The organism is Micromonospora sp. URMC 103 (genome assembly GCF_051386435.1).
Lineage (GTDB): Bacteria > Actinomycetota > Actinomycetes > Mycobacteriales > Micromonosporaceae > Micromonospora.
Genome location: NZ_JBPQTR010000004.1, coordinates 2,022,710 through 2,044,942, shown reverse-complemented (window position 1 = coordinate 2,044,942; position 22,233 = coordinate 2,022,710). Strand labels below are relative to the sequence as shown.

The 22,233-nt window shown below is 75.0% G+C and carries 21 protein-coding genes; 1 reads left to right on the top strand and 20 read right to left on the bottom strand.

All coding sequences use genetic code 11. The features are described 5' to 3' along the window. Positions 1-59 precede the first annotated feature (59 nt). The 3 genes from ACSNOA_RS13075 to pyrR are packed head-to-tail and all read right to left on the bottom strand — an operon-like array spanning position 60 to position 2,838. Entirely contained in the window at positions 60-1,337 is a 1,278-nt protein-coding gene (locus tag ACSNOA_RS13075) for a dihydroorotase (RefSeq protein WP_436658248.1), read from the bottom strand. Beyond that, a complete protein-coding gene (locus tag ACSNOA_RS13070) occupies positions 1,334-2,260 on the bottom strand; it encodes an aspartate carbamoyltransferase catalytic subunit (RefSeq protein ID WP_436658247.1) in 927 nt (308 codons plus the stop codon). The genes ACSNOA_RS13075 and ACSNOA_RS13070 overlap by 4 nt, the downstream gene beginning before the upstream one ends. Continuing rightward, the gene (pyrR, locus tag ACSNOA_RS13065; RefSeq protein WP_436658246.1) at positions 2,257-2,838 is read right to left on the bottom strand and encodes a bifunctional pyr operon transcriptional regulator/uracil phosphoribosyltransferase PyrR; all 582 of its coding nucleotides are present in this window, start codon (positions 2,836-2,838) and stop codon (positions 2,257-2,259) included. Before pyrR ends, ACSNOA_RS13070 begins: the two co-directional genes overlap by 4 nt. A gap of 290 nt (positions 2,839-3,128) precedes the next feature. Between pyrR and bldD the strand changes: the two genes are divergently transcribed. After that, positions 3,129-3,617 carry a transcriptional regulator BldD gene (gene bldD, locus ACSNOA_RS13060; RefSeq protein ID WP_013285505.1) on the top strand — a complete coding sequence of 163 codons (489 nt, stop codon included), beginning with the start codon at positions 3,129-3,131 and terminating at the stop codon, positions 3,615-3,617. A gap of 63 nt (positions 3,618-3,680) precedes the next feature. Here the strand turns inward: bldD and nusB are convergent, their stop codons facing one another. The 17 genes from nusB to ACSNOA_RS12975 all read right to left on the bottom strand — a co-directional run bounded on the left by nusB (position 3,681) and on the right by ACSNOA_RS12975 (position 22,177). Further along, positions 3,681-4,091: a transcription antitermination factor NusB gene (gene nusB, locus ACSNOA_RS13055; RefSeq protein ID WP_436658400.1), complete on the bottom strand. Its 411-nt coding sequence runs from the start codon at positions 4,089-4,091 to the stop codon at positions 3,681-3,683. Between the two features lie 23 nt (positions 4,092-4,114). Beyond that, the gene (efp, locus tag ACSNOA_RS13050) at positions 4,115-4,672 is read right to left on the bottom strand and encodes an elongation factor P (RefSeq protein ID WP_436658245.1); all 558 of its coding nucleotides are present in this window, start codon (positions 4,670-4,672) and stop codon (positions 4,115-4,117) included. A gap of 497 nt (positions 4,673-5,169) precedes the next feature. Continuing rightward, entirely contained in the window at positions 5,170-5,607 is a 438-nt protein-coding gene (gene aroQ, locus ACSNOA_RS13045; RefSeq protein WP_436658244.1) for a type II 3-dehydroquinate dehydratase, read from the bottom strand. Beyond that, the gene (gene aroB / locus ACSNOA_RS13040; RefSeq protein WP_436658243.1) at positions 5,604-6,683 is read right to left on the bottom strand and encodes a 3-dehydroquinate synthase; all 1,080 of its coding nucleotides are present in this window, start codon (positions 6,681-6,683) and stop codon (positions 5,604-5,606) included. The genes aroQ and aroB overlap by 4 nt, the downstream gene beginning before the upstream one ends. 40 nt (positions 6,684-6,723) lie before the next feature. Continuing rightward, positions 6,724-7,251 (bottom strand): shikimate kinase, encoded by a 528-nt coding sequence (locus tag ACSNOA_RS13035; protein ID WP_436658242.1) that lies wholly within the window; start codon positions 7,249-7,251, stop codon positions 6,724-6,726. Next, positions 7,248-8,426: a chorismate synthase gene (gene aroC, locus ACSNOA_RS13030; protein WP_436658241.1), complete on the bottom strand. Its 1,179-nt coding sequence runs from the start codon at positions 8,424-8,426 to the stop codon at positions 7,248-7,250. Before aroC ends, ACSNOA_RS13035 begins: the two co-directional genes overlap by 4 nt. Before the next feature lie 78 nt (positions 8,427-8,504). Continuing rightward, complete coding sequence (locus ACSNOA_RS13025) at positions 8,505-9,161, bottom strand: class I SAM-dependent methyltransferase (RefSeq protein WP_436658240.1); 657 nt, start codon at positions 9,159-9,161, stop codon at positions 8,505-8,507. A gap of 26 nt (positions 9,162-9,187) precedes the next feature. After that, positions 9,188-10,108 (bottom strand): glycosyltransferase family 2 protein, encoded by a 921-nt coding sequence (locus ACSNOA_RS13020; protein ID WP_436658239.1) that lies wholly within the window; start codon positions 10,106-10,108, stop codon positions 9,188-9,190. Beyond that, entirely contained in the window at positions 10,105-10,716 is a 612-nt protein-coding gene (locus tag ACSNOA_RS13015; protein WP_436658399.1) for a glycosyltransferase, read from the bottom strand. The genes ACSNOA_RS13020 and ACSNOA_RS13015 overlap by 4 nt, the downstream gene beginning before the upstream one ends. A 101-nt stretch (positions 10,717-10,817) precedes the next feature. Further along, positions 10,818-11,297 (bottom strand): UDP-N-acetylglucosamine--LPS N-acetylglucosamine transferase, encoded by a 480-nt coding sequence (locus tag ACSNOA_RS13010; protein WP_436658238.1) that lies wholly within the window; start codon positions 11,295-11,297, stop codon positions 10,818-10,820. 125 nt (positions 11,298-11,422) lie between these two features. Beyond that, on the bottom strand, positions 11,423-12,703 hold the full coding sequence (locus tag ACSNOA_RS13005) for a hypothetical protein (protein ID WP_436658237.1): 1,281 nt from the start codon (positions 12,701-12,703) through the stop codon (positions 11,423-11,425). Continuing rightward, positions 12,700-13,602 (bottom strand): sulfotransferase domain-containing protein, encoded by a 903-nt coding sequence (locus ACSNOA_RS13000; RefSeq protein ID WP_436658236.1) that lies wholly within the window; start codon positions 13,600-13,602, stop codon positions 12,700-12,702. The genes ACSNOA_RS13005 and ACSNOA_RS13000 overlap by 4 nt, the downstream gene beginning before the upstream one ends. 7 nt (positions 13,603-13,609) lie before the next feature. Beyond that, positions 13,610-15,325, bottom strand: coding sequence for a lipopolysaccharide biosynthesis protein (locus ACSNOA_RS12995; protein WP_436658235.1), 1,716 nt, complete (start codon positions 15,323-15,325; stop codon positions 13,610-13,612). Next, positions 15,322-16,689 (bottom strand): O-antigen ligase family protein, encoded by a 1,368-nt coding sequence (locus ACSNOA_RS12990; RefSeq protein ID WP_436658234.1) that lies wholly within the window; start codon positions 16,687-16,689, stop codon positions 15,322-15,324. The genes ACSNOA_RS12995 and ACSNOA_RS12990 overlap by 4 nt, the downstream gene beginning before the upstream one ends. 1 nt (position 16,690) lies before the next feature. Then, on the bottom strand, positions 16,691-18,283 hold the full coding sequence (locus ACSNOA_RS12985; protein ID WP_436658233.1) for a lipopolysaccharide biosynthesis protein: 1,593 nt from the start codon (positions 18,281-18,283) through the stop codon (positions 16,691-16,693). 76 nt (positions 18,284-18,359) lie between these two features. Continuing rightward, positions 18,360-20,300, bottom strand: a complete 1,941-nt coding sequence (locus ACSNOA_RS12980) for a hypothetical protein (protein WP_436658398.1) — start codon at positions 20,298-20,300, stop codon at positions 18,360-18,362. A gap of 173 nt (positions 20,301-20,473) precedes the next feature. Then, positions 20,474-22,177, bottom strand: a complete 1,704-nt coding sequence (locus tag ACSNOA_RS12975) for a glycosyl hydrolase (protein WP_436658232.1) — start codon at positions 22,175-22,177, stop codon at positions 20,474-20,476. Positions 22,178-22,233: the final 56 nt, after the last annotated feature.

The window sequence follows — 22,233 nt, the reverse complement described above, 5'->3', positions numbered from 1 at the left end:
TCACTGTGCCAGCCTTTCGTCCGCGACTGCGGAAATCCGCCTCGCTGCCTTCCTCGGGCTCACCGAACCGCCTTTCCGTCGAGCACCGTCGGCTCGCCGCGCAGGAAGGTCGCCACGATGCGACCCGGCAGCGTCATGCCGGCGTACGGGGTGTTGCGGCTGCGACTGGCCAGCTCGCCGGGCTCGACCACCCGGCGGGCCGCCGGGTCGACGAGGGTCAGGTTGGCCGGCACGCCGGGGGCCGGGTCGAGACCGTGGCCGTCGAGGCCGGCGATCCGGGCCGGCGTGCGCGACATCCGCTCGGCGATCAGGTCCCAGCGCGGCCCGAGCACGTCGAGGGCGATGGGCAGCGCCGTCTCCAGGCCGAGCATGCCCGGCCGGGCGTACGCCCACTCGCACTCCTTGTCCTCGACGGCGTGCGGCGCGTGGTCGGTGGCCACGATGTCGACGACGCCGTCGACCAGCGCGGCGCGCAGCGCGGCCACGTCCTCGGCCGTGCGCAGCGGCGGGTTGACCTTGTAGACCGGGTCGTAGGTCTCGGCGCGCGCGTCGGTGAGCAGCAGGTGGTGCGGGGTCACCTCGGCGGTGACCCGCACGCCGCGGGCCTTGGCCTGGCGCAGCACCTCGACGCTGCCGGCCGTGGAGACGTGACAGACGTGCAGGCGGCTGCCGACGTGCTCGGCGAGGAGCACGTCCCGGGCGATGATCGCCTCCTCGGCGACCGCCGGCCACCCGGTCAGCCCGAGCCGGGTGGACACCTCGCCCTCGTGCATCTGCGCGCCCTCGGTGAGGCGGGGCTCCTCGGCGTGCTGGGCGATGATCCCGTCGAACGCCTTCACGTACTCCAGCGCCCGGCGCATCAGCCGCGGGTCGGCCACGCAGTGCCCGTCGTCGGAGAAGATCCGCACCCGGGCCGCGGAGTCGGCCATCGCGCCGAGCTCGGCGAGGCGCTCGCCGGCCAGGCCCACGGTGACCGCGCCGATCGGCTGCACGTCCACGAGGCCGGCCTCCCGGCCGAGGCGCCACACCTGCTCGACCACGCCGGCCGTGTCGGCCACCGGGGAGGTGTTCGCCATGGCGCAGACCGCCGTGTACCCGCCGAGCGCCGCCGCCCGGGAGCCGGACTCGACGGTCTCGGCGTCCTCGCGGCCCGGCTCGCGCAGGTGGGTGTGCAGGTCGACGAGGCCGGGCAGGGCGACCAGCCCGGCGGCGTCGACGGTCGTCGCGCCGGCGGCGGAAAGACCCGCACCGGCCTCGGCCACCACGCCGTCGCGGATCAGCAGGTCGGTCGGCGCGGCGCCGAGCACGCTGACCCCCTTGATGAGGTACGCGGTCATGCGTTGTTCCCCCCGAGCAGCAGGTAGAGGACGGCCATCCGGACGGAGACCCCGTTGGCGACCTGTTCGACGATGGTGGAGCGGGGCGAGTCGGCGACCTCGGGCGTGATCTCCATGCCCCGGTTCATGGGGCCGGGGTGCATGACGATCGCGTGCTCCGGCAGCCGGCGCATGCGCGGGCCGTCGAGACCGTAGCGGCGGGCGTACTCGCGGGCGGAGGGGAAGTAGGAGTCGCCCATCCGCTCCCGCTGCACGCGCAGCATCATCACGACGTCCGAGCCGGGCAGCACCGCGTCGAGGTCGTAGCAGACGCCGGTGCCGGGCGCGAGCGCCGCGGCGATGTCCACCGGGATCAGCGTGGGCGGCCCGACCAGGGTCACCTTGGCGCCGAGGGTGGACAGCAGCAGGACGTTGGAGCGGGCCACCCGGCTGTGCAGGACGTCGCCGACCACCGCGACCGACAGGCCGGCCAGCCGGCCCAGCCGGGAACGCATCGTGTACGCGTCGAGCAGCGCCTGGGTCGGGTGCTCGTGGGTGCCGTCGCCGGCGTTGACCACCGACCCGTCCACCCACTCGGCGAGCCGGTGGGCGGCGCCGGAGGCGGGGTGGCGGACGACCACCGCATCGGCGCCCATGGCCTGGAGGGTCAGCGCCGTGTCCTTCAGGCTCTCGCCCTTGGCCACGCTGGAGCCCTTCGCGGAAAAGTTGATCACGTCGGCGCTGAGCCGCTTCGCCGCCGCCTCGAACGAGATCCTGGTGCGGGTGGAGTCCTCGTAGAAGAGGTTCACCACGGTGCGCCCGCGCAGCGCGGGCAGCTTCTTGACCTCGCGGCCGGCGACGGTGGCCATCTCGGCGGCGGTGTCCAGGATCCGGGTGGCGGTGGCCGCGTCGAGGTCGGCGCCGGAGAGCAGGTGCCGGATCATGAGGCCCCTCCGTAGAGCTTGACCCCGTCGGCGCCGTCGGTCTCGGCGAGCGTCACCTTCACGCTCTCGGCGAGGGCGGTGGGGATGTTCTTGCCGACGTAGTCGGCGCGGATCGGCAGCTCCCGGTGGCCGCGGTCGACGAGGACGGCGAGCTGCACCGAGGCGGGCCGGCCGACGTCGTTCAGCGCGTCGAGGGCGGCCCGGACCGTGCGGCCGGAGAAGAGGACGTCGTCGACGAGGATGACGCGCTTGCCGTCGATCCCGCCCGGCGGGACCTGGGTCGGCCCCACCGCGCGGGTCGCCTGCCGGCGCAGGTCGTCGCGGTAGAGGGTGATGTCGAGCACACCGACCGGGACGGTGACGTCCTCGAAGGTGCTGATCCGGGCGGCGAGCCGCCGCGCGAGGGGCGCGCCCCGGGTGGGGATGCCGAGCAGGACGGTGTCGGCGGCGCCCTGGGTCTTCTCCAGGATCTGGTGGGCGATGCGGTCGACCACGCGCTGCACGTCGGCGCTGGCGAGGATCACCTTCACCGAGGGTTGCCGCGCGGTCGGCGACTGGGCGGCCGGTGGGCAGGCCACGGCGGACCTCCTTCCCCGCCTCACGGGACGGGTCGTTAAAGGACGTCGGACACCTCGGCCGTCGGCCGCGAGAGCGGCCCGAGCCGGGGCTTCACGCCACGTTACCAGTGGTCACCGGCTCGGCCCCCGCGGGCCACTGACCACCGGATCAGGGCGGCGAAATGGGGATAACTCCCCCCGTGCTCCCCAACGGTAAGGTCACGACCACTTGACCAGGTGTCGCAATCCCCGTACCGTCACGCTCCGTAGCGAATCGCTGGGAGAACCCCCGCAGCACTGGGAGTGTCCGAATGCCCTCTGAATACGCCAAGTCTCTGGGCGCCCGCCTGCGCTCGATCCGCCAGCAGCAGGGGCTCTCCCTGCAGGGGGTGGAGGAGAAGTCGAACGGGCGGTGGAAGGCCGTGGTGGTCGGCTCGTACGAGCGCGGCGACCGGGCCGTGACGGTGTCCCGCCTGGCCGAGCTGGCCGACTTCTACCGTGTCCCCGTGTCGGAGCTGCTGCCCGACGGCAGTGGCGTACGTCACGAGCCGACCAGCAAGATCGTCCTGGACCTGGAGCGGCTCTACGACGAGGCCTCCGAGGACCTGGCGTACGTGGCCCGCTACGCCCGGGCCATCCAGCAGCAGCGGGGCGACTACAACGGCCGGGTGCTGTCGATCCGCGCCGACGACCTGCGCGCGCTGGCGATCGTCTACGACGCCTCGCCGTCGGGTCTGATCGAGCGCCTCACCGAGCACGGCGTGCTCGTCGCCGACCCGCGGGCGTTCTTCGCCTCCTGAGCGACACGAAGGGCCCGTGCCGGACGGCACGGGCCCTTCGTCGTTCGTACGGGAACGCGGAGGTCAGCGGGTGGCGTACTCGGCGATCCGGCCGAGCACGCCGTTGAGGAAGCGCGGCGAGTCGTCGGTCGACATCTGCCGGGCCAGCTCCACGGCCTCGCTGATGGCCACCGCGTCGTCGATGTCGTCGAGGTAGAGCAGCTCGTAGACCGCGATGCGGGCGAGGTTGCGGTCGATCGCGGGCATCCGGTCCAGCGTCCACCCCTCGGCGTAGCTGGCGATCAACTCGTCGATGCGGTCCAGGTGCGCGGCCACCCCCTCGACCAGCCGCACCGCGTAGCCCAGGTGTTCCGGGTGGGGCTTCTCGATCCGCTCCAGGTAGCCGGCCAGCACCTCCACGGGCGGCCGGTCACGCAGGTCGGCCTCGAAGAGCACGTCCAACGCCCGTTTGCGCGCCTTGCGGCGCGCCGGCATCTGCTGCTTGGGACCCTCGGCCATCAGGCGCGGCCGAGGTAACGGCCGTCCCGAGTGTCGACCTTGATCTTCTCACCGGTGGTGATGAAGAGCGGGACCTGCACGGTCGCGCCGGTCTCGACGGTGGCCGGCTTGTTGCCGCCGGTCGAGCGGTCGCCCTGCAGACCCGGCTCGGTGTAGGTGACCTCGAGCACGACGCTGGTGGGCAGCTCGACGTAGAGCGGCACGCTCTCGTGGGTGGCGACGGTCGCCTCGGCCTCGGGCAGCAGGTAGTTGGCCGCCTCGCCGACGGTGCCGCCGGGGACCGTGATCTGGTCGAACGTCTCCAGGTCCATGAAGACGTAGTCCTCGCCGTCGGCGTACAGGTACTGCATCGTGCGCTTGTCGACGGTCGCGGTCTCGACCTTGGTGCCCGCGTTGAAGGTCTTGTCGACGACCTTGCCGGAGAGCACGTTCTTCAGCGTGGTACGCACGAACGCACCACCCTTACCGGGCTTGACGTGCTGGAACTCGATGACGGTCCAGAGCTCCCCGTCGAGGTTGAGTACCAGGCCGTTCTTCAGGTCGTTGGTGGTGGCCATTTCCTGCCTTGATCATCAATTGGCGGACAGACCTGGAAAGTCTACTAGTCCGCGTGTCGCCGCCGGTCGGTCCTCCCGGGGCCCCTCGGGACGGCCTGCGTCGACCCGACCCGCCGCCGCGGGCATCGGCCTCACGCTCCGTGTCCGAGGCCGCGCCCCGGCACCTGCCCTCCCGCCTCCTTTGCTCTGCACCCATGGATGCACCAGGCACCCACCGTGACGACCGGCGTCGGTGGCGTTCCGCGACCGGCCGGGTACGCCGCAGGTCAGAGGGGTGGTGCACATAGGGGTGCAGAGCAAAGGAGGCGAAGGGGTGTGTCGGATCCGGCCGTGACGCTCACGCAGCGTGAGGCGGGCCCGGAGTCACGCTGCGTGTCCGACCGGGGCCGCGGGTGCGGCTCGTGGCCCGCGTCCGCATCGCTGCCACAGGCGCAACGCGTCGGACCCGCCGCCGACCCGCCGCTGACCCGCCGCCCGCCCGCCGCCGACCCGCCGGCTCAGCGGTCGGGCGCCAGCGTGGCCAGGTGGCGCAGCGCGAGGCAGTAGCCGTCGATGCCGAGGCCGGCGATGACGCCGGTCGCCACGGCCGACACCACCGAGTGGTGCCGGAACCGCTCGCGCGCGTGGATGTTGGAGATGTGCACCTCGATCAGCGGCCCGCGCAGCATGGCGCAGGCGTCGCGCACCGCGTACGAGTAGTGCGACCAGGCCGCCGGGTTGAGCACCACGGCGGCGCCCTCGTCGGCCGCCTCGTGCAGCCAGCCGAGCAGCTCGTGCTCGGCGTCGGTCTGCCGCACCGTGACGTCCAGGCCCAGCTCCCGGCCCGTCGACTCGCAGAGCGCCACGAGGTCCGCGTAGGTGGTCGCCCCGTACACGTCCGGCTCGCGGGTGCCCAGCCGGCCGAGGTTCGGCCCGTTCAGCACGTACACCCTCACGGCAGTGCCACCTCGTCGTACGCCGCCCGCAGCAGCGCCTCGTCGGGGCCCTCCAGGATCGCCGGCCGGGCCAGCCCGTCCAGCACCACGAAACGCAGCCTGCTCCCCCGGGCCTTCTTGTCCACCCGCATGGCGGCCAGCAGCTCCGGCCAGGCGTCCGCCCGGAAGCCGGTGGGCAGACCCAGCGCCGCGACGGCCGCGCGGTGCCGCTCGGCCGTGGCCGCGTCGAGCCGTCCCGCGAGGCGGGCCAGGGTGGCCGCGTAGACCAGGCCGACGGCGACGGCGTCGCCGTGCCGCCACCGGTAGCCCTCCACCTTCTCGATGGCGTGCGCCAGCGTGTGCCCGTAGTTGAGCACCTCGCGGACGCCGGACTCGCGCAGGTCACCGGCCACCACGTCGGCCTTGACCCGGATCGCCCGCTCGATCAGCTCCCGGGCTACCGGGCCCGTCGGGTCGACGGCCGCCGCCGGGTCCCGCTCCACGAGGTCCAGGATCACCGGATCGGCGATGAAGCCGCACTTGACCACCTCGGCCATGCCCGCAGCCAGGTCCGCCGCCGGGAGGGTGTCGAGGGTGGCCAGATCGCAGATGACCCCGGCGGGCGGGTGGAACGCGCCGACCAGGTTCTTGCCCGCGGCGGTGTTGATCCCGGTCTTGCCGCCCACCGCGGCGTCGACCATGCCGAGCAGCGAGGTGGCGACCGGCACCCAACGCACCCCGCGCAGCCAGCAGGCCGCCACGAAGCCGGCCAGGTCGGTCACCGCGCCGCCGCCGACCCCGACCACGGCGTCGGTACGGGTGAAGCCCGCCGCGCCGAGCCGCTCCCAGGCGGCCGCGGCCACGTCGACGCGCTTGCCCGCCTCGGCGTCGGGCACCTCGATGAGCAGCGGCTCGACGCCGCCGCCGCGCAGCCGCCCGGCGAGGGTGTCGGCCAGCTCCTTCAGCGGGGCCGCGTGCAGGACCGCCACCCGCTCGGCGCCGGGCAGCAGCCGCGGCGGCGGGTCCAGCAGGTTACGTCCCACCAGCACGTCGTACGGCCGCTCGCCGCCGACCGGAATCCGGGTCACGTCGTCCATCGCCGGCAGCCTAGTCGAGCCCCCGGCCGCGCAGGCGCGCTCACCCGCGCAGCAGCGCGGCGATCTCGGCGGCGATCTCCTCCGGCGCCCGGTCGTCGGTCACCACCGTCGCGGTGGCCACCTCGGCGTAGAGGGGGCGGCGCTGATCCATGAGGTGCTTGAGCGTGGCCCGCGGGTTGAGCGCCAGCAGCGGGCGGCCGGCGCCGAGGCCGACCCGCCGCACGGCGTCGGACAGCTCCACGGAGAGGTGCACCACGGTGTGCCCCACCAGGGCGGCGCGGGTCTCCTCGGCGAGGACGGCCCCGCCGCCCAGGGCGAGCACCCCCGGGCAGCCCGCGAGCGCGGCGGCCACCGCGGCCCGTTCGAGGGTACGGAAGTGCGCCTCGCCCTCGTCGATGAAGATCTCCGGGATGGGCTTGCCGGCCATCTGCTCGATGTCCAGGTCGGTGTCGCGGAACTCGACGCCGAGCAGGTCGGCGAGGGCCCGCCCCACCGTCGTCTTGCCCGAGCCGGGCGCGCCGACCAGCACGCAGACCGGCCTCGTGACGCCTGCGGCCGCGGCGCTCACCGGATCACCAGCGCGTCCAGGTAGCCGGCCAGGTTGCGGCGGATCTCGGCGACCGAGTCGCCGCCGAACTTCTCCATGGTCGCCTCCGCCAGCACCAGGGCGACCATCGCCTCGGCCACCACGGCGGCGGCGGGCACGGCGCAGACGTCGGAACGCTGGTTGATGGCCGTGGCCGGCTCGCCGGTGGTCACGTCCACGGTGGCGAGGGCCCGGTTGAGCGACGAGATCGGCTTCATGGCGGCGCGCACCCGCAGCGGCTCGCCCGTCGTGATCCCGCCCTCCAGGCCGCCGGCCCGGTCGGTGACCCGCCGGACGCCGGTGGCCGTCGGAATGATCTCGTCGTGCGCCGCGGAGCCGCGCGAACGGGCCTGCAGCCAGCCGTCGCCGATCTCCACACCCTTGATCGCCTGGATGGACATGAGCGCGGCGGCCATCCGGGCGTCGAGCTTGCGGTCCCACTGCACGTGGCTGCCGAGCCCCGGCGGCACCCCGAACGCCAGCACCTCCACCACACCGCCGAGCGTGTCGGCCGCCTTCTTCGCGGCGTCGACCTCGGCGACCATCCGGGCGCTGGCCTCCGGGTCGAGGCAGCGCAACGGGTCGGCGTCGATCCGCGCGGCGTCCTCCGGACGCGGGCGCAGCCCGGGCTTGACGGCCACCGGACCCAGCTCGACCACGTGCGAGACGATCTCGATGCCGAGGGTCTGCTTCACCAGCGCCTTGGCGACGGTGCCGACGGCCACCCGGGCCGCCGTCTCCCGGGCACTGGCCCGCTCGAGGATCGGCCGGGCGTCGGTGTGCCCGTACTTCTGCATCCCGGCGAGGTCGGCGTGGCCGGGCCGGGGGCGGGTGAGGGGGGCGTTGCGGGCCTGCCCCGCCAGCTCCTCCGGGTCCACCGGGTCGGCCGCCATGACGGTGCGCCACTTCGGCCACTCCGAGTTGCCCACGCGGACGGCCACCGGGCTCCCGATGGTGACGCCGTGCCGCAGGCCGCCGATGACCTCGATCTCGTCCTGCTCGAACGACATGCGCGCGCCCCGGCCGTAGCCCAGCCGGCGGCGAGCCAGCTCGGCGGCGATGTCGCCGGTGGTCACCTCGACCCCGGCGGGCACCCCCTCGAGCATCGCGACGAGGGCGGGTCCGTGCGATTCACCTGCGGTCAGCCAGCGCAACACAGCGGCAAGTCTGTCACGCCGGGTGGTCGGTCCCGTGCGGTGCCCGCCCCGTCCCGACCCGCGGACGGACGCCGGCGCTCAGGGCCGGCGGACCGCGATGAGGGACTTGGTGAGGCCGAGCAGGCGTTCGCCGCGAATGGTGGCGTCCGGGAAGAGGTATCTCAGCTCGGCCCGGCCGACCAGCTCGGTGGTGAGCACCTGCCGCATGGCCGACTCGTACGACTTGCCCGGGGTGTACGCGAGCGGCCACTTCCGCGCCACGAACACCCGCGCCGGCACCGGCAGGAACTGCATCCCGGGCGCCACCCAGTGCGGCTCGACCGGGAAGTACCGGTACGGGGTCTGGACCCAGTAGGCGGGCGCCAGCGACCGGACCGCCTCGGCCATCCGCCGCCGCCGCTCGTGGCCGCCCACGTGCTCCAGCACGCTGTTGCTGAAGACCAGGTCGTAGCGCCGGCGCAGAATGCTCTCCGGCAGCTCGCACGCGTCCGCGTGGTCCGCCTCCGCCCAGTCGGGGAGGTCGGCGGGCAGCGGCTCCAGGTTGACCACGTGCACGTGCGCGGGGCGCACCGGCACCTTCGCCCAGCTCGCCACCCGGCCGCCCAGGTCCAGCACGGTCATGTCGGCGAGGTCGGGGAACGTGTCGGCCAGCCAGGCCGCGCGGCGGGCCCGCCGTTTCGCGCCCACCGAGCTCGGGGAGTCCACCAGGTAGAACCGGAGCGAGTGCAGGGCCATCTCACATCCTCGTCGGTCGGTCGGCCTCAGATGCCACGGCCGCGTCTGTGCAGGGTGCGCAGGACGGCGTCCGCCCGGACGACGCGCCCGGCCACGGCGAGGGCCAGGTAGGCCCGCGGCTCGCGGAAGTTGCGGCGGATGGTCCGGCGCGCCCAGCGGACCGCCTCCCGCCGGTGCCCGCAGGCGGCCCGGGCGAACGCGATCTGCCCGGTCACCCGCGCCTCGCCGGCCGGCTGGGTGGTGAACTCCGGGTACCGGTCCAGCAGCCACTGCAGCGCCGTGGAGATGGTGTCCCACCGCTGGGCGAAGTAGGACCGGCGGTGCCAGCGCACCAGCGCGTACGGGGTGGGCAGGTTGACCAGCGGCGCGCTGCGGGCCGCCCGGAGCAGGAACTCGTAGTCCTCCGCGTAGCTGCCCGGGATCTCCTCGTCGACGAGCCCGAACCCGTCGCGCAGCGCCGACGCGCGGATCAGGAAGGTCGACGGGTGCAGCTCGGTCATCCGGTCACGCAGCAGGTCGGCGAGCGTGATCCGGTCCTTGCCGAGCACCCGGTCGACGGTGTGCCCGTCGTAGCTGACCCGGATCCCGCAGCTCACGAGCTCCGCCTCCGGGGCGGCGGCGAGCGCCGCGACCTGGGCGGCCAGCTTGCCCGGCAGCCACTCGTCGTCGTCGTCGCAGAAGGCGATCAGCTCGCCCTCGGCGGCCAGGGCCCCCGAGTTGCGGGCGCCGGCCAGCCCCGGGGTGCGCTCGTTGCGGATCACCCGGACCGGCCGGCCGGGCCGGGACAGCTCCACGAGCGACGCGTCCGGCTCCGACTGGTCGTAGACCACGACGACCTCGACGGCGCCCGCGTGGGCCTGGTCGAGCGCGGCCCGCACCGCCCCGCGGAGCAGCTCCGGGCGGTCCCGGGTGGGCACCACGACACTCACCGGTGGAGCCGCCGTCATCGCGCCCGCCTCCCGTTCCGGGCCGCGCGGCCCCACACCCGCCACCGCGGCGCCCGCCGGGCGGCCTCGGCGATGAGCCCGTCCACGATCCGCCCGACGCGGGCCACGGCGGCCCGCTGCGCGTCGCGTGTGCGGGGGTCGGCCACGACGGCGAAGCGCGCCGGGTCGGCGACCCCGGCGGCCAGCGCGTCGTGCAGCGCGGGCCGGGACTCGCAGAGCGCCACCATGCCGGCCGCGCCGAGCCGGCGCGCGAAGAGCTGCTGGTGGTCGTCGACGTGCTCACCCCGCTGCGGGTCGCGCGGCACCACGATGGGCAGGTGGCCGTGCCGGCGGGCCTCCAGGATGGTGGCCGGCCCGCCGTGGCAGAGCACCAGGTCGGCGCCGGACATCGCGGTCTGCAGCGCGTCGTGCGCGAGGAAGGGCACCGCGCCCGGGACGGCGGGCGCCGGGCTGTGCCCATGTTGAACGGTCAGGCCGACCCGGTCGGCGGCCTCGACGTGCCACTCCTCGAGCCAGGCCAGCAGGCGGCCGAAGGGGTGCTTGTCGGTGCCGACGGCCACCAGCAACTGGATGCGGCCGGCGTCGGCGCGGTCGCGCTGCCGGGGCACCCGGGTGGAGTCGGGCCGGACGGCGGGACGCGCCGGGTGCGGGGCCGGCCGGGCCGCCGCCGGGCTGTCCGCGGGAGCTGCCCCCGCGCCCGCGTCCCCGCTCACAGCAGCGTCCCCACGACTGTCGCCTCCGGATACTGCCGGCGCTGCTCGTCCCACTGCACGAGCATGGCGGAGAGGAACGGGCGGCAGAGCCGGGCCGTCAACGTCGGGGTGTCGATGCGGTCGTACACCTCGATGTAGACGGTCGGGACGCGCCGCAGCCGGGCCAGCACGACGAACGGCACGGCCACGCCGGCGCCGGTGGTGACCACCGCGGCGACCCGCCGCCCACGCAGCACCCGCCAGGCGAGCACCGCGTTGCGCAGCAGGTTCGGCACGTTCCGGGTGGTCGGATGGTGGGCCGGCACCAGCTCCTCGCCGGCGAGCAGCGACACCGCCTCAGGGGTGTCGAAGGTGACCCAGCAGCGCCGCCGGCCCTCGTACCACGGCCGCAGCGCCAGCAACTGGGCGAGGTGCCCGCCGCTGGAACCCACCAGCAGCAGGACCGGGGCCTCATCGTCTTCGATGTCCGTGTCCACGCGACTCCCCACATCGCTCGCTCGGATCCCGGTCGGCAGAGCCGACGTCCGCGCCGGCGGCCCCATCCACCGCCGTCGCGACCAGCATCACGACCTGCAATTCTTCCGTCACGCTGCGGCGATGGTCAACGCCCACCGGCGCGTCGGTCCTGCGCGGGTCGGGCGGACTGTCGTTCCTCGACCACGTCGAGGAGAGCGGGATGCAGCACGGGATTCCAGCCCGCCCCCGCGTCGGCGAGCCGCCACGTGCGCAGCCACATCTCCAGCAGGTACCCGTCGGCCACCAGCCGGCGCTGCGCCGGCCCGAGGCCGAACCCGTCGCCGTACCGGTCGAGCTGCCCGTCGACGGCCCGCGCACCGGCTGCGACCGGCTCGCCCCGCAGCACCACGGCCCGCTGGAACGCGTCGTGCGCGAGGTCGAAGCCGAGCGGAACGTCCGGTCCACTGTGCTCCCAGTCCCACGCCACGAGGCGCCCGCCGTGCCGGCCCAGGTTCCACGGCACCCAGTCGCCGTGCCAGTGCCCGAACTCGACGGTGGTGTCCGCGTACCGCCGGGCGAGAGCGGCCACCGCGGCCGCCGCCCGCCGCCCCGCGACGCCGGCCGCGGCCGCCTCGGCGGTCAGCCGCGCGAGGAACGGCGAGCCGGCCAGCGGCCGTTGCGGCGCCGCCCGACCCCGGCGGGCGACCGCGAGCAGCGCCGCGACCGCCGGCGGCTCGGTGACCGGCATCCCGCGTACGCGGGGTGGCAGCGGCTCGACGACGGCGACCACCTGCCCCGCCCAGTCGACACGGGTCAGCAGCCGGGGTGTGGCCGGATGGTCGGGCACGCCGCTGAACGCGCCCAGCGCGCGTAGCGCGGCCGCCTCGGCGGCGACCAGCGCCCGGGTCGCGCCGTTCCAGCCGATCTTCGCGTAGCCGCGCGGCCGGCCGTCGGCGCTGAACAGCTGGAGGGTGGGCTTGTGGTTCGGGTCCGGTGGCCGTACCCCGCAGGCGGCGTGCAGCGGCCCGCCCCCGAGGTCGGCGGCGAGCCGGTCGGCCAGCAGCAACTCGGCCGGGCGCCCACCCACGGGCACCGAAACGGTGAGGGTGGGAAACGCCCGGCCGGTCGCGCCGAGCCGGGACAGCCCGCTCAGCGCGGCCCGCACCGCACGCACCCTCGGCGGTCGCAGCGCGTTGTACGCGAGCAGCGACGCCGCCGTGGCTCGCGGCGCGCCGAGCGGCAGCAGGAACCGCGCCCGCGGCACCGACGGGACGACGGCGTACCGGGCCACCGCCCGGTGGCCGGCCGGCGGCGTTCCGCCCACGGTCAGCGCGACCCGCTCGTCGCCGAACACCGCCCGGGTCACCCAGCCCAGCCCGTCGTCGCGGGACCGGGGATCGGCCGGCGCGGTGGCCGCCGGCGTCACGCCGCCCCGTCCGGCCAATCGAGGTTCAGGCCGAGCCGCGCGCGCAGCGCGTCGTTGTACGGCCGGTAGTACGCCGTGAGCTCGGCCCGTACCGCCGGGTCCAGCGGCGCCGACCGGCGGTCGTTGTAGACGTCGAAAGCGGGCAGGTCGAACGGGGGCAGCCCGAGGAAGTCCAGCGTCCGGCGGTACGTGGCACGGGCGTCGCGGTACAGGTCCTCGCTGGGCAGGAAGAGGAACTGCCCCCGGTCGAACCGGTCGAGCCACGGCTCCAGGTGTTCCAGGTAGCGGCCCCGGGCCCGGTAGCTGTACCAGTCGTGGCGCTCGCTGTGGTACTCCGGCTCGGCGACGAGACGCTCCCGCTCCCCCGCCGTCCGCTCCGGCTCGGCGGCGAGCGCGGCCGGGAAGTCCAGCGGCTCGACGCCGTGCGTCCGCCGCTCCTTCCAGTGCGAGTACGCCCGCTCCACCGGGTCGCGCAGGAGCACGATCAGCCGCACGGACGGCATGAGCGCGGCGACCCGCTGGGCGGCGAGCGGGTGGAACATGTACAGCGGGGCGGCCTCGCCGACCCGCACCGGCCCGCCGTGCCGGCTCTCCAGCGCGGCCCGCTGCCGCTGCGTGGGGAAATGCGAGCGGTACCAGGCCTCGCCGCGCCGCCAGTTCTCCTCGAAGTAGTGCGACGCCTTGGTGTTCCAGGCCGGAAAGAGGCGTGGCACGAGCGGGTGCTGGATCAGGTAGTTCCACAGGGAGGTGGTGCCGCCCCGCTTGGTGCCGATGACGAGGAAGTCCGGCAGCGGCCTGCGGTCGCTGGTCCGCACGCCGTAGTCGACAAGCGAGTCGCGCACCCGGCTGGTCACCTGCGTCGGCACGAGCTGCTTCACCCGGTCCCGGATGGACGGCACGAAACCCTCACCTGCCCTTCGTCGGCGCCGGAGCGGCGGCGGTCGGCGCCGCCGCCTCCCCCCGGCGGATCTGTCCGATGCTCACCGCGACACGCCGGCGCACGCGGGGAACGGTCACGAGCCCGGCGCAGCCGGCCGCCAGCACCGCGAGGGCCACCGCCAGCCCCGGGAGGCCCCGGCCGGCGGCGAGCACGCCGGCCAGACCGGCGGTCCCGACCGCGGCCAGGGTTCCGGCCGCCGCTCGCCGCAGCGCCGCGTCGACCAGGGGCTCGCCGACCACGGCCCGGGCGCACCCGAAGGCCGTGAGGTTCTCGGTGGCGATGCCGGCGGCCCAGGCCAGCGCGGCGCCCGTCACGCCGTGCCCCGGGATCAGCCACAGACCGAGGCACACCGTCACCGCCAGCCCGGCCGCGGTGGCGGCCAGGTGCAGTCCGCTGCGGCCGCTCATCAGCAGCAGGCTCTGCACGTTGCCGACGCCCGTGTTGACGAGCATGGCCACGGCCAGCACGGTCATGGCGGAGGCGCCCGCGGCGAACTCCGGGCCGAACAGCTGCAGGAACGCCGGTCCGAACGCGGCGAGCAGCAGGTACACCGGCCAGGACAGCACGAGCGCCCAGGCGGTCAGCCGCCGGTGCACCGCCGCGGCGGCGGACCGCCGGCCCTCGCCGAGCAGGCGGGACAGCTGCGGCGACACCGCGACGCGCAGGCCCTGCATGGCCAGTTGACCGGCCAGGACGTAGCGACCTACCGCGCCGAAGATGCCGGCGTCCGCCGGGCCGGCGAGCACGGACGTCAGGAGCACGCCGACCCACACCACGCTCGCGTCGATCGCCGCGGAGCCGGCCCGGGGCAGCGCGAAGCGCCAGAACGCCGACCAGTCGCCGCGCTCCGGCCGCAGCAGGGCGACCCGGGCGAGGCCGAGCGGGCCGCCCCGTTCCGGCCGCACCGCCGCGCCGCGGCCGAGGCCGAGCGGACCCGCCACCAGCACCAGGCAGACCAGGACGGCGCACGCCGCCGGGATCAGCCAGCCGGTCACGCCGGCCAGCACCCCGCCGCCGGCCAGCGCCGCGGCGCCCACGAGCAGCGGGCGGGCCGCCGGCAGCAGCACCGACTGCACCCCGACGTACGCCCCGATCGGGCGCACGCAACGCAGCACGGCGAACAGCAGGGTCATCGCCACGACGAGCGGCACCGCGGCGAAGCTGACCGCGAGCAGGGCCGAGTCGCCCGGTCGGGCATCGCCCAGCAGGTGCGGCGCGAGCGCGCCGGCGGCCACCACGCCGGCCAGCCCCACGGTGACCGCCACCGTGAGCGGCGGGCCGAACGCCACGGTGAGCACCCGGGCCGCGTCGCCCCGCGCGCCGGCGCGCCGCCGGGGCAGCGTCCAGATCAGGCCGGTCTCGGCGCCGAGGGTGCACACGGCGGCGGCCACCGTGACCACCCCGACGGCCGCGAAGAACGCCCCCGCCCCGGCGGTGCCGTAGCCGCGCGTGATGACCACGGCCAGCAGGAAGCCGAAGAGGCCGTTGCTGGCCGCGCCGGCCAGCCCCGCGATCCCGCTGCGGGTGCCGCGCCGGACCTCGGCCGTACCGTCGGTCGCCGCCTCGACGCCGCCGGGACGGGTGTCGGTCGGCGCGTCGACCGGACCGGACCCGGGCACCGGCGTACCCGCCCGCGCGTCGTCCCGGCGGGCGCCGGCGGATGGGCGGGTGTCGGCCGTCATGCCGGCACGGTCTCCGCGCGGCGGGCCGGCGGCGGCGGGGGCGTGACGACCGCCGCGGTCTCCCGCTCGGTGAGCGCGACCGCGACGGCGATCGCGAAGAAGGCGACGGCCAGGGTCGGGCTCGCCATGCCGTAGAACGGGACCTGCACGAGGCAGACGACGGGCACCACGGCCAGCCACTGCCCGGCCGCCGACCGGGCCCGGCGGCAGTGCAGCGCGGCGGCCACGAACCAGGCGAGGAAGCAGAGCAGCGCCGGTACGCCGTGACTGAACAGCACCATCCAGAGCTGCCCCTGCGTGCCGACGGGGGCCTCGGCGGTGACCGTGTCCGCGTGGACCGGCGCGCCGTAGCCGAGCCAGGGCGATTCGCCGATGCGGCGCAGCACCTCGGCGTAGAGGGAGAACCGGTCGGTGTTGGTGTCGGTGGACTCGACGCGGTTCCCGATCAGCTCGGCGACCGGGATGAACAGGCTGGTGAGACCGCCGAGGACCAGCACGCCGACGACGGACGCGCCCACGCGGACGTTGCCGCGCAGGGCCGCCCGGACGCCGAGCACGGCGAGACCCGCGCCGAGGCTCACGAACATCACCCGGTTGAGGGTGAGGAAGGCCGGCGCCAGCGACAGCGGCAGCGAGGCGAGCAGCACCGCGCGCAGCACGCCGCGCCCGCGCAGCATGGTGTACGCCACCACGCAGGGCAGCGTCATGGCGTACGCGCTGCCGTAGTTGTTGGTGTACGGGAACGGCGCCGCGGGCCGGAAGATCGGGTCGAGGGACCGCGCGTTGTACTCGGTCGTGGCGACGTGGACGAGGTCCTGCACGTACGAGTCGCCGGCCACGCCGGCGGGCAGGAGCAGCTCCGTGGGCGTGGTGAGCGCGAGCCGCGGCGCGAGCACGGCCAGCCAGCCCAGCGCGACCAGCCCGAGCCAGAAGGCGCAGAGCGGCAGGAGCACCGCCGCGGCGTCGGCGCGTTCCCGCGCGAGCGTGTACGCGTAGACGCCCACCACCAGCGCCGTGACGTAGAAGCCGAGCCGCAGGGCGAACGCCGGAATCGATCCGGACGACGTGAGCCGGGTGGCGCTGACCAGGACCAGGGCCAGGAAGAGCAGCCAGAGCCCGGTGGCCGGCGGCAGCGGCGTCCGGCCCCGGACCAGCAGCAGCGCGAGCAGGAAGGCCCCGAGCAGCGACCAGCCGAGGTAGAAGGCGCCGGCCAGCCACCAGAGCGGCACGAGGCCGAACATCACGGCCAGCGGCCAGAGCGGCAGCATCGGCGGCCGGCGCGGCGGGAGCGGGTCCGGCGGCCCGGCGGGCGGCGGGTCTCCCCCGGCCGGCTCGCTGACCGCCGGGGCACGGGTGGCCGGCACGTCAGCCCCAGCCGCTGCGGGTCAACACGAAGCCCAGCGGCGTGACCCCGGCGGCGCGGAGCCGGTCGACGAGTCGCCGCAGGTCGCCCTGCCGGGTGCGGTCCCGCTCCACCACGACGACGGCCGTGCCCTGCCGGGCGATCACCACGCCGCGCGGGTCGGACTCCGCGGGCGGCGCGTTGTAGAGCACCAGCCCGTGGTCCGCGCCCTGCCGCCAACTGCCGATCCGGACGCTGCCGAGCCCGACGGGAACCGCGTCCACGGCGACCACCCGGCCGTTCTCGCCGCCCGGCGCCGGCCCGACGCGGTGCAGGGTGAGCGTGGCGTCCGCCTCCGCGGACCGGCGGGCCCCGGGCGGGTGCGGCGACGGACGGCGGGACGCGGACGGCAGCGCGGGGCCGTTGACCGCCGGCGTGTTCGCGGGGCGTGGCTTCGGCACGACCGTCCGGGCGGCGTCGGTCACGGCCGACACCTGCGCGGCGTCGCCGAGCACGGCGCCGCGCAGCCGGTCGGCCCGCCCGCTGTCGTCGGCCACGAACACCTCCCGCCCCTCGGCGGCCAGCGCCGCCGCGAGGCCGGCGGTGAGTGGAGTGGGATCCTCCCGGGCCGCGAGCAGGCACACCCGGGCGGGCTGCCGTACCCGCTCGGCGATCGCCATGGCCACGTAGCGCACGTCGGCCTCCAGGGCGGGGGCTCCCGCGCGGAACCGCCGGCGCCGGACGGTGCCCAGAAGCGGCAGGCCGGTGGTCTCGCGGCCGTCGGCCACCGACCGGATCCGGCGGTCCACCGACTCCCAGGCGTACGCGAGCACGACCCCGAGCAGCGCGCCGCCGAGCAGGCCGGCGATCAGGTGGAGCGGACCCGCCCCACCGGTGGACACGAGGGCCCGCTCGGCCGTCCGGGTGACCCAGCCCGGATTGACGTCGACGGCCGCGATCTCGGTGCGCGCGGAGTTCAACTGGGTGAGCTGGCTGTTGACCCCGGCGAGCTCGGCCACCGCGGCGTCGAGGGCGCCGTCCCGGGCTCCCGCCACCCGCTTCTGCAACGCGGTCTGCTGCGCGGCGACCTTGCCGATGCTCTCGTCGTACGAGCGCAGCATCTCCGCCCGCTGCCTCTCGTACATGGCCCGGCGCACGTCCAGGTAGGCCTGGGCGGCGAGGTTGACGCCGCGGACGGCCTGGTCCGCCGACCGGTCCCGGTAGGAGAACCGCAGGATCTGCCCGCCGGTGGGGACCTCGACGGCGAGCGCGTCCCGCACGTCGCGCTGCTCCCGGCCGTTCGCGTCGGCGAGGCGCTGCACGACCTCCGTGCCGGTGGCGATGCCGCTCTCCACGTTCATGTTCACCGCCCGGTCGGCGGCCGCGCCGCTCGGCGTGAACGCGTCGGTGACGACGGGACGCACGGCGACCACGGCGTTCGCGGTCACCACGGGCGGCGCGAGCAGCAGGTATCCGACGGCCGCGAGCAGGCCGGCCGCCGCCGCGGCCGCCACGAGGCGGACCCGGTGCAGCGGGACGCGGAGCAGGTCGGCCAGGGTGACCGTGCGGGACGGGCGGGAGGCGTCGGCGGGCCAGCCGACGGGAGCGTCTGTCATGGAGCGTTCACCGTCTGTCGTGGGTGTCTGGCGACCATAGCGAGCCACCGGGCTTCTGTCACGGACGGTGAGTCCGTCACTGCACCGAGAAGAACATCCGCGGCACCGACCAGGTGAGCCCTGGGGCGGCCGGTGCGATGACCGTCGGCGGCGCGCCGACCACGGCCGTGGCCGCGGGGTCGAACGGCACGCTGCGCAGCGCGCCGTCGGTCGAGCCGTAGACGATCCGCCCGCCGACCCAGGCCATGCCGCGCACCGTCGACCAGGGGACCCCGGCGGTGGTCAGTGTGAACTCGGTGGCGCCCAGGTAGTTGCCGTCGACCTCGAAGTAGCGGTAGTAGAGCGTGTTGGCGCCCACCCGCGTGTAGTAGAGCCGGCCGTCGAGGAAGAACGCGCCGGTCAGCGAGGCCGGGTTGAACCAGTCGTTGTAGCCGGACGACTCCCACGGCACGCCGATCGCGCCACCGGTGAACATCGAGATGTCGAGGCGGCTGCCAGTGGGGGTGCCGGGCACGACGTGCGACCAGTAGATACGGTCGCTCACCCGCCAGGTGGCCCCGGCGCCCGTGTAGTTCGGCTGGCTCACCGTGGTCGGCGTGCCGATCGCGGTCCCGTCGAACGGCACCTTGGCGAGCTGACCCTCGCCCGTGCCCAGGTAGAGGTAGCCGGTGGTCCCGGTCGGCGGGTTTTTGGGGGTGATGGTCCGGCCGCCGGCGAGCGGGAACATGCCGAGCCGGCCGTGGTACTCGCCGCCCATGCCGTCGGAGTTGTGCCCGAAGTAGAGTCCGTCGCTGCCGCGCCAGAGCACCGGCACCTGCGATCCCCAGTCGCTGGTGCCGGGAGGCATGGCGGCGCTGCCACGGCGGCCGGGGTTCCAGTTGACCGGCAGACCGGTGGCCGGGGTGACCGCGGCGATGCCGAGGCGGTCGACGGCGCCCGGGCCCGCCGCGTCGGTCGCGTACGGGTTGTTCAGCCAGCGGAAGTGCCCGCCCAGGTAGATGATGTTGTCGGCCACCTCGACGGAGGTGATCGTGTCGTTACCCGTGAAGTCGACCCAGGTGCCGACCTGCCCGGCGCCCCGGGCCGCGGTCTCGAAGCGGACCAGCACGTCGCAGTACGCGGCCGGCCAGCCGGCCCCGCCGTTGGCGCCGACCACGAACCAGCTGCCGTCCGGGCCGAACTCGACGTCCTGTACGTAGTGGACGAACGTCGCCGGGGCGGCACACGGCGCCACGAACTTCTCCGTGCTCCAGTCGACCACGCTCGGGGTGCCCGTCAGGTCGATGAGCGCGATCTGGTTGCGCGGCAGACCGTCGACGTACGTGAAGTTGCCACCGGCGACCATGGTGCTGCCGTCCGGTGTGATGTCGATGGTCCAGGCGTACGAGCCGGTGCCGTGGCGGCCCACGGTGGCGTCGACGGTGAAGCTCGGGTCGACGGCGCCCGTGCTGGCGTCGAGCCGGGCGAGCCCGGAGTGGGCGGTGCCGTTGAGCCAGTTGAAGGCGCCCGCCACGTAGAGCGCGTTGCCCTGCAGGGCCATGTCGCGGATCATCCCGCCGTCGGACCGGCCGACCCAGCCGCCGAGCGTCGCCCCGGTGGCCGGGTCGAGCGCCACGAGGTTCTTGCGGGACACGCTGTTGACGGTCTTGAAGGCGCCGCCCACGATCAGCGTCCCGCCCGGGCCGGCGACGAGCGAGTTGACGGCGCCGTCGAGCACCGGCAGGAAGGTCGTGGAGATCGTGCCGGTGGTCCGGTCGTACGCGAAGAGGTAGGGCCGGGCGAGCCACGGCGAGCCGGCGGTCTGCCGGATCTGGGTGAAGCTGCCACCCACGTAGACGGTGGCGCCGACCTGCGCGAAGGCGCGGGTCTCACCGTCGCGGGCGTGCGGGGTGGTGTCGGCGGGGTTCGTCGACACGAGGGTCCCCGGCTCGGGGACCGGAACCACGGCGGCGGCGGACGCGGTGGGCACGGCCAGCACCGCGGCGACGGTCGCCAGCGCGACCACCCCCGCCCGGATGCGGAGCCGTGCCGTGGGACGCCGGAAGGACGGGAAAGCGGGCACCTGCGCCTCCAAGGTGGTGAGACCTCGCGTAGCGTGCCCCGCCCACCACCGTGCGCGATATCCACCGATTGGCCGGTCAGCGACCGGAGTCGGATGTCCGACTGCGCCCGGCGGTCACCGACGACCGGTCACCGGCCCGCTCTCGTGGGTTGCCGCAGGTAGCCGTCCTGGCCGGCGCGGGTGAAGCCGGCCAGCGCGGAGGCGTCGTGGTTCATCGTCATGTTGCAGGTGGGCGAGGTCGTCGTCATGCCGGGCGAGTTGAAGTAGATGGCCGCCTTGATCTTCGGGTGCGCCTTGAGGGCGGCCGGGAACTCCTCGAACCAGCGCCGCTTGGCGTCCGGGTCTCCGGTGTGGACGTTCGTGCCGAACTCGGCGAGCATCCGCGGCTTGCCGGCACCGAGGCCGCGCTCGTCCAGCCACTTGTAGAACGAGCCGATGGTGGCGCTCGGGCTCTTCCACACCGTGCTGCCGTTGCAGACGTGGAAGTTGTACGGGTCGTAGGCCACCCAGTCGACGTAACGGTCGCCCGGGTACAGCCCGGGGTAGCGGTCGTAGTGCCCCGACCAGCCCATCACCGTCCAGACCCAGACGGCGTTGTGCGCGCCGGCCGCCGCGAAGCGGTCGTGCACGTACCGCCAGGCGCGGACGAAGTCCGCGTCGCCGCCCTTCGCGGGCTCGTCCTCCGGCTCGTGGTCGAAGCCGAGGAAGACCGGCACGCCGGTGTCCCGGATCCGGCCGGCCACCGCGTCGATGGTCGCGTCGTGCCGGCCACTGTAGACGTCGGCCCAGGTGAGCACCGTTCCCGTGGAGAAGACCCGGGACTCCCAGGCGAAGAACATCAGCCGGCCCTCGCGCATCTGCTGCCGCTCGTACGCGTCGGGGAAGGCGCCGTTGCTGCCCACGTTGGAGAAGTCGTGGTAGCGGTGCACGATGTCGAACCGCCGCCCGACCTGCGCCTCCACCACGCCGACGGCCCGGCCGTGGTCCCAGCCGTCGGCGGCGCTGGTCGGCGAGTACATGCCCCACCACGCCCCGCAGGAGGGGACGAGCATCGCCGACACCTCGCCGCAGCGACCCGACCCGGTGGACGGGCTCGGCGTCGGGTGCGGCACGGACGCGGTCGGGCTCGCGGTCGGGGTCGGTCGCGCCGACGCGCTCGCCGAGACGCTCGCCGACGGCGGGGGCGCCGGGCGGGTGGTGGCGGGCGACGACGGCGGGGCGCCGAGGTCGAACGTGACGAGCAGGCGGGGACGCAGCTGCGGGTCGCGGTGCTCGGTGGACGCCCAGTAGATCCGGCTGTCCCATCCGGTCTGTGCCAGCGACACCGTCCAGGTGCCGTTGCCGGTCACGAGCGGCGAGACGTCCCACTCGTTGAAGCCGGGCCGCACCCCGCCGACCGTGTCGAGGGCGGGCCCCGGCGCCGCCGGGGCGGGCCGGGCGGCGCCGGCGTCGACCGGCGAGGCGTGCGCCGTCACCGTGGCGGTGGCCGTCCGCCACGCGTACACCCGGAGCGTGGCCCGGACGTTGACGGCCCGGGCGGGCAGCGTCGCCACCGCGAACCGGAGGACGGCGTCGCGGCCCCCGCGCGGGTTGCCGTCGCACCGGGCCGGGCAGGTGGCGAGGGTGGTCTTGACCGCGTTGTCCCCGTCCTGGGAGACGGTGGTGGCCGTGGTGTCGGCCGCCGCCGCGATCGACAGGTCCTCCGCGGCGAGCAGCGGCATCATCGTCGCCACGATCCCGGCCGCCACCGTGGCGCCGAGCACCCCGAGGGCGAGGGCCTTGCGCCGGTGGGCGCCGGCACGGGGGTGTCGGTGCAGTCCACGCCTCGTCACGGAAACTCCCTGTGTCGGATGCGGTAACGCAGAGCAGCGTATCGACGGACACCGGG

What these genes read in the sequence shown, in the direction of transcription:
- ACSNOA_RS13075 (WP_436658248.1), bottom strand. Translation starts at nt 1,337, where the DNA reads ATGACCGCGTACCTCATCAAGGGGGTCAGCGTGCTCGGCGCCGCGCCG.
- ACSNOA_RS13070 (WP_436658247.1), bottom strand. Translation starts at nt 2,260, where the DNA reads ATGATCCGGCACCTGCTCTCCGGCGCCGACCTCGACGCGGCCACCGCC.
- bldD (WP_013285505.1), top strand. Translation starts at nt 3,129, where the DNA reads ATGCCCTCTGAATACGCCAAGTCTCTGGGCGCCCGCCTGCGCTCGATC.
- nusB (WP_436658400.1), bottom strand. Translation starts at nt 4,091, where the DNA reads ATGCCGGCGCGCCGCAAGGCGCGCAAACGGGCGTTGGACGTGCTCTTC.
- efp (WP_436658245.1), bottom strand. Translation starts at nt 4,672, where the DNA reads ATGGCCACCACCAACGACCTGAAGAACGGCCTGGTACTCAACCTCGAC.
- aroB (WP_436658243.1), bottom strand. Translation starts at nt 6,683, where the DNA reads ATGGACGACGTGACCCGGATTCCGGTCGGCGGCGAGCGGCCGTACGAC.
- ACSNOA_RS13025 (WP_436658240.1), bottom strand. Translation starts at nt 9,161, where the DNA reads ATGGCCCTGCACTCGCTCCGGTTCTACCTGGTGGACTCCCCGAGCTCG.
- ACSNOA_RS13020 (WP_436658239.1), bottom strand. Translation starts at nt 10,108, where the DNA reads ATGACGGCGGCTCCACCGGTGAGTGTCGTGGTGCCCACCCGGGACCGC.
- ACSNOA_RS12995 (WP_436658235.1), bottom strand. Translation starts at nt 15,325, where the DNA reads ATGACGGCCGACACCCGCCCATCCGCCGGCGCCCGCCGGGACGACGCG.
- ACSNOA_RS12985 (WP_436658233.1), bottom strand. Translation starts at nt 18,283, where the DNA reads ATGACAGACGCTCCCGTCGGCTGGCCCGCCGACGCCTCCCGCCCGTCC.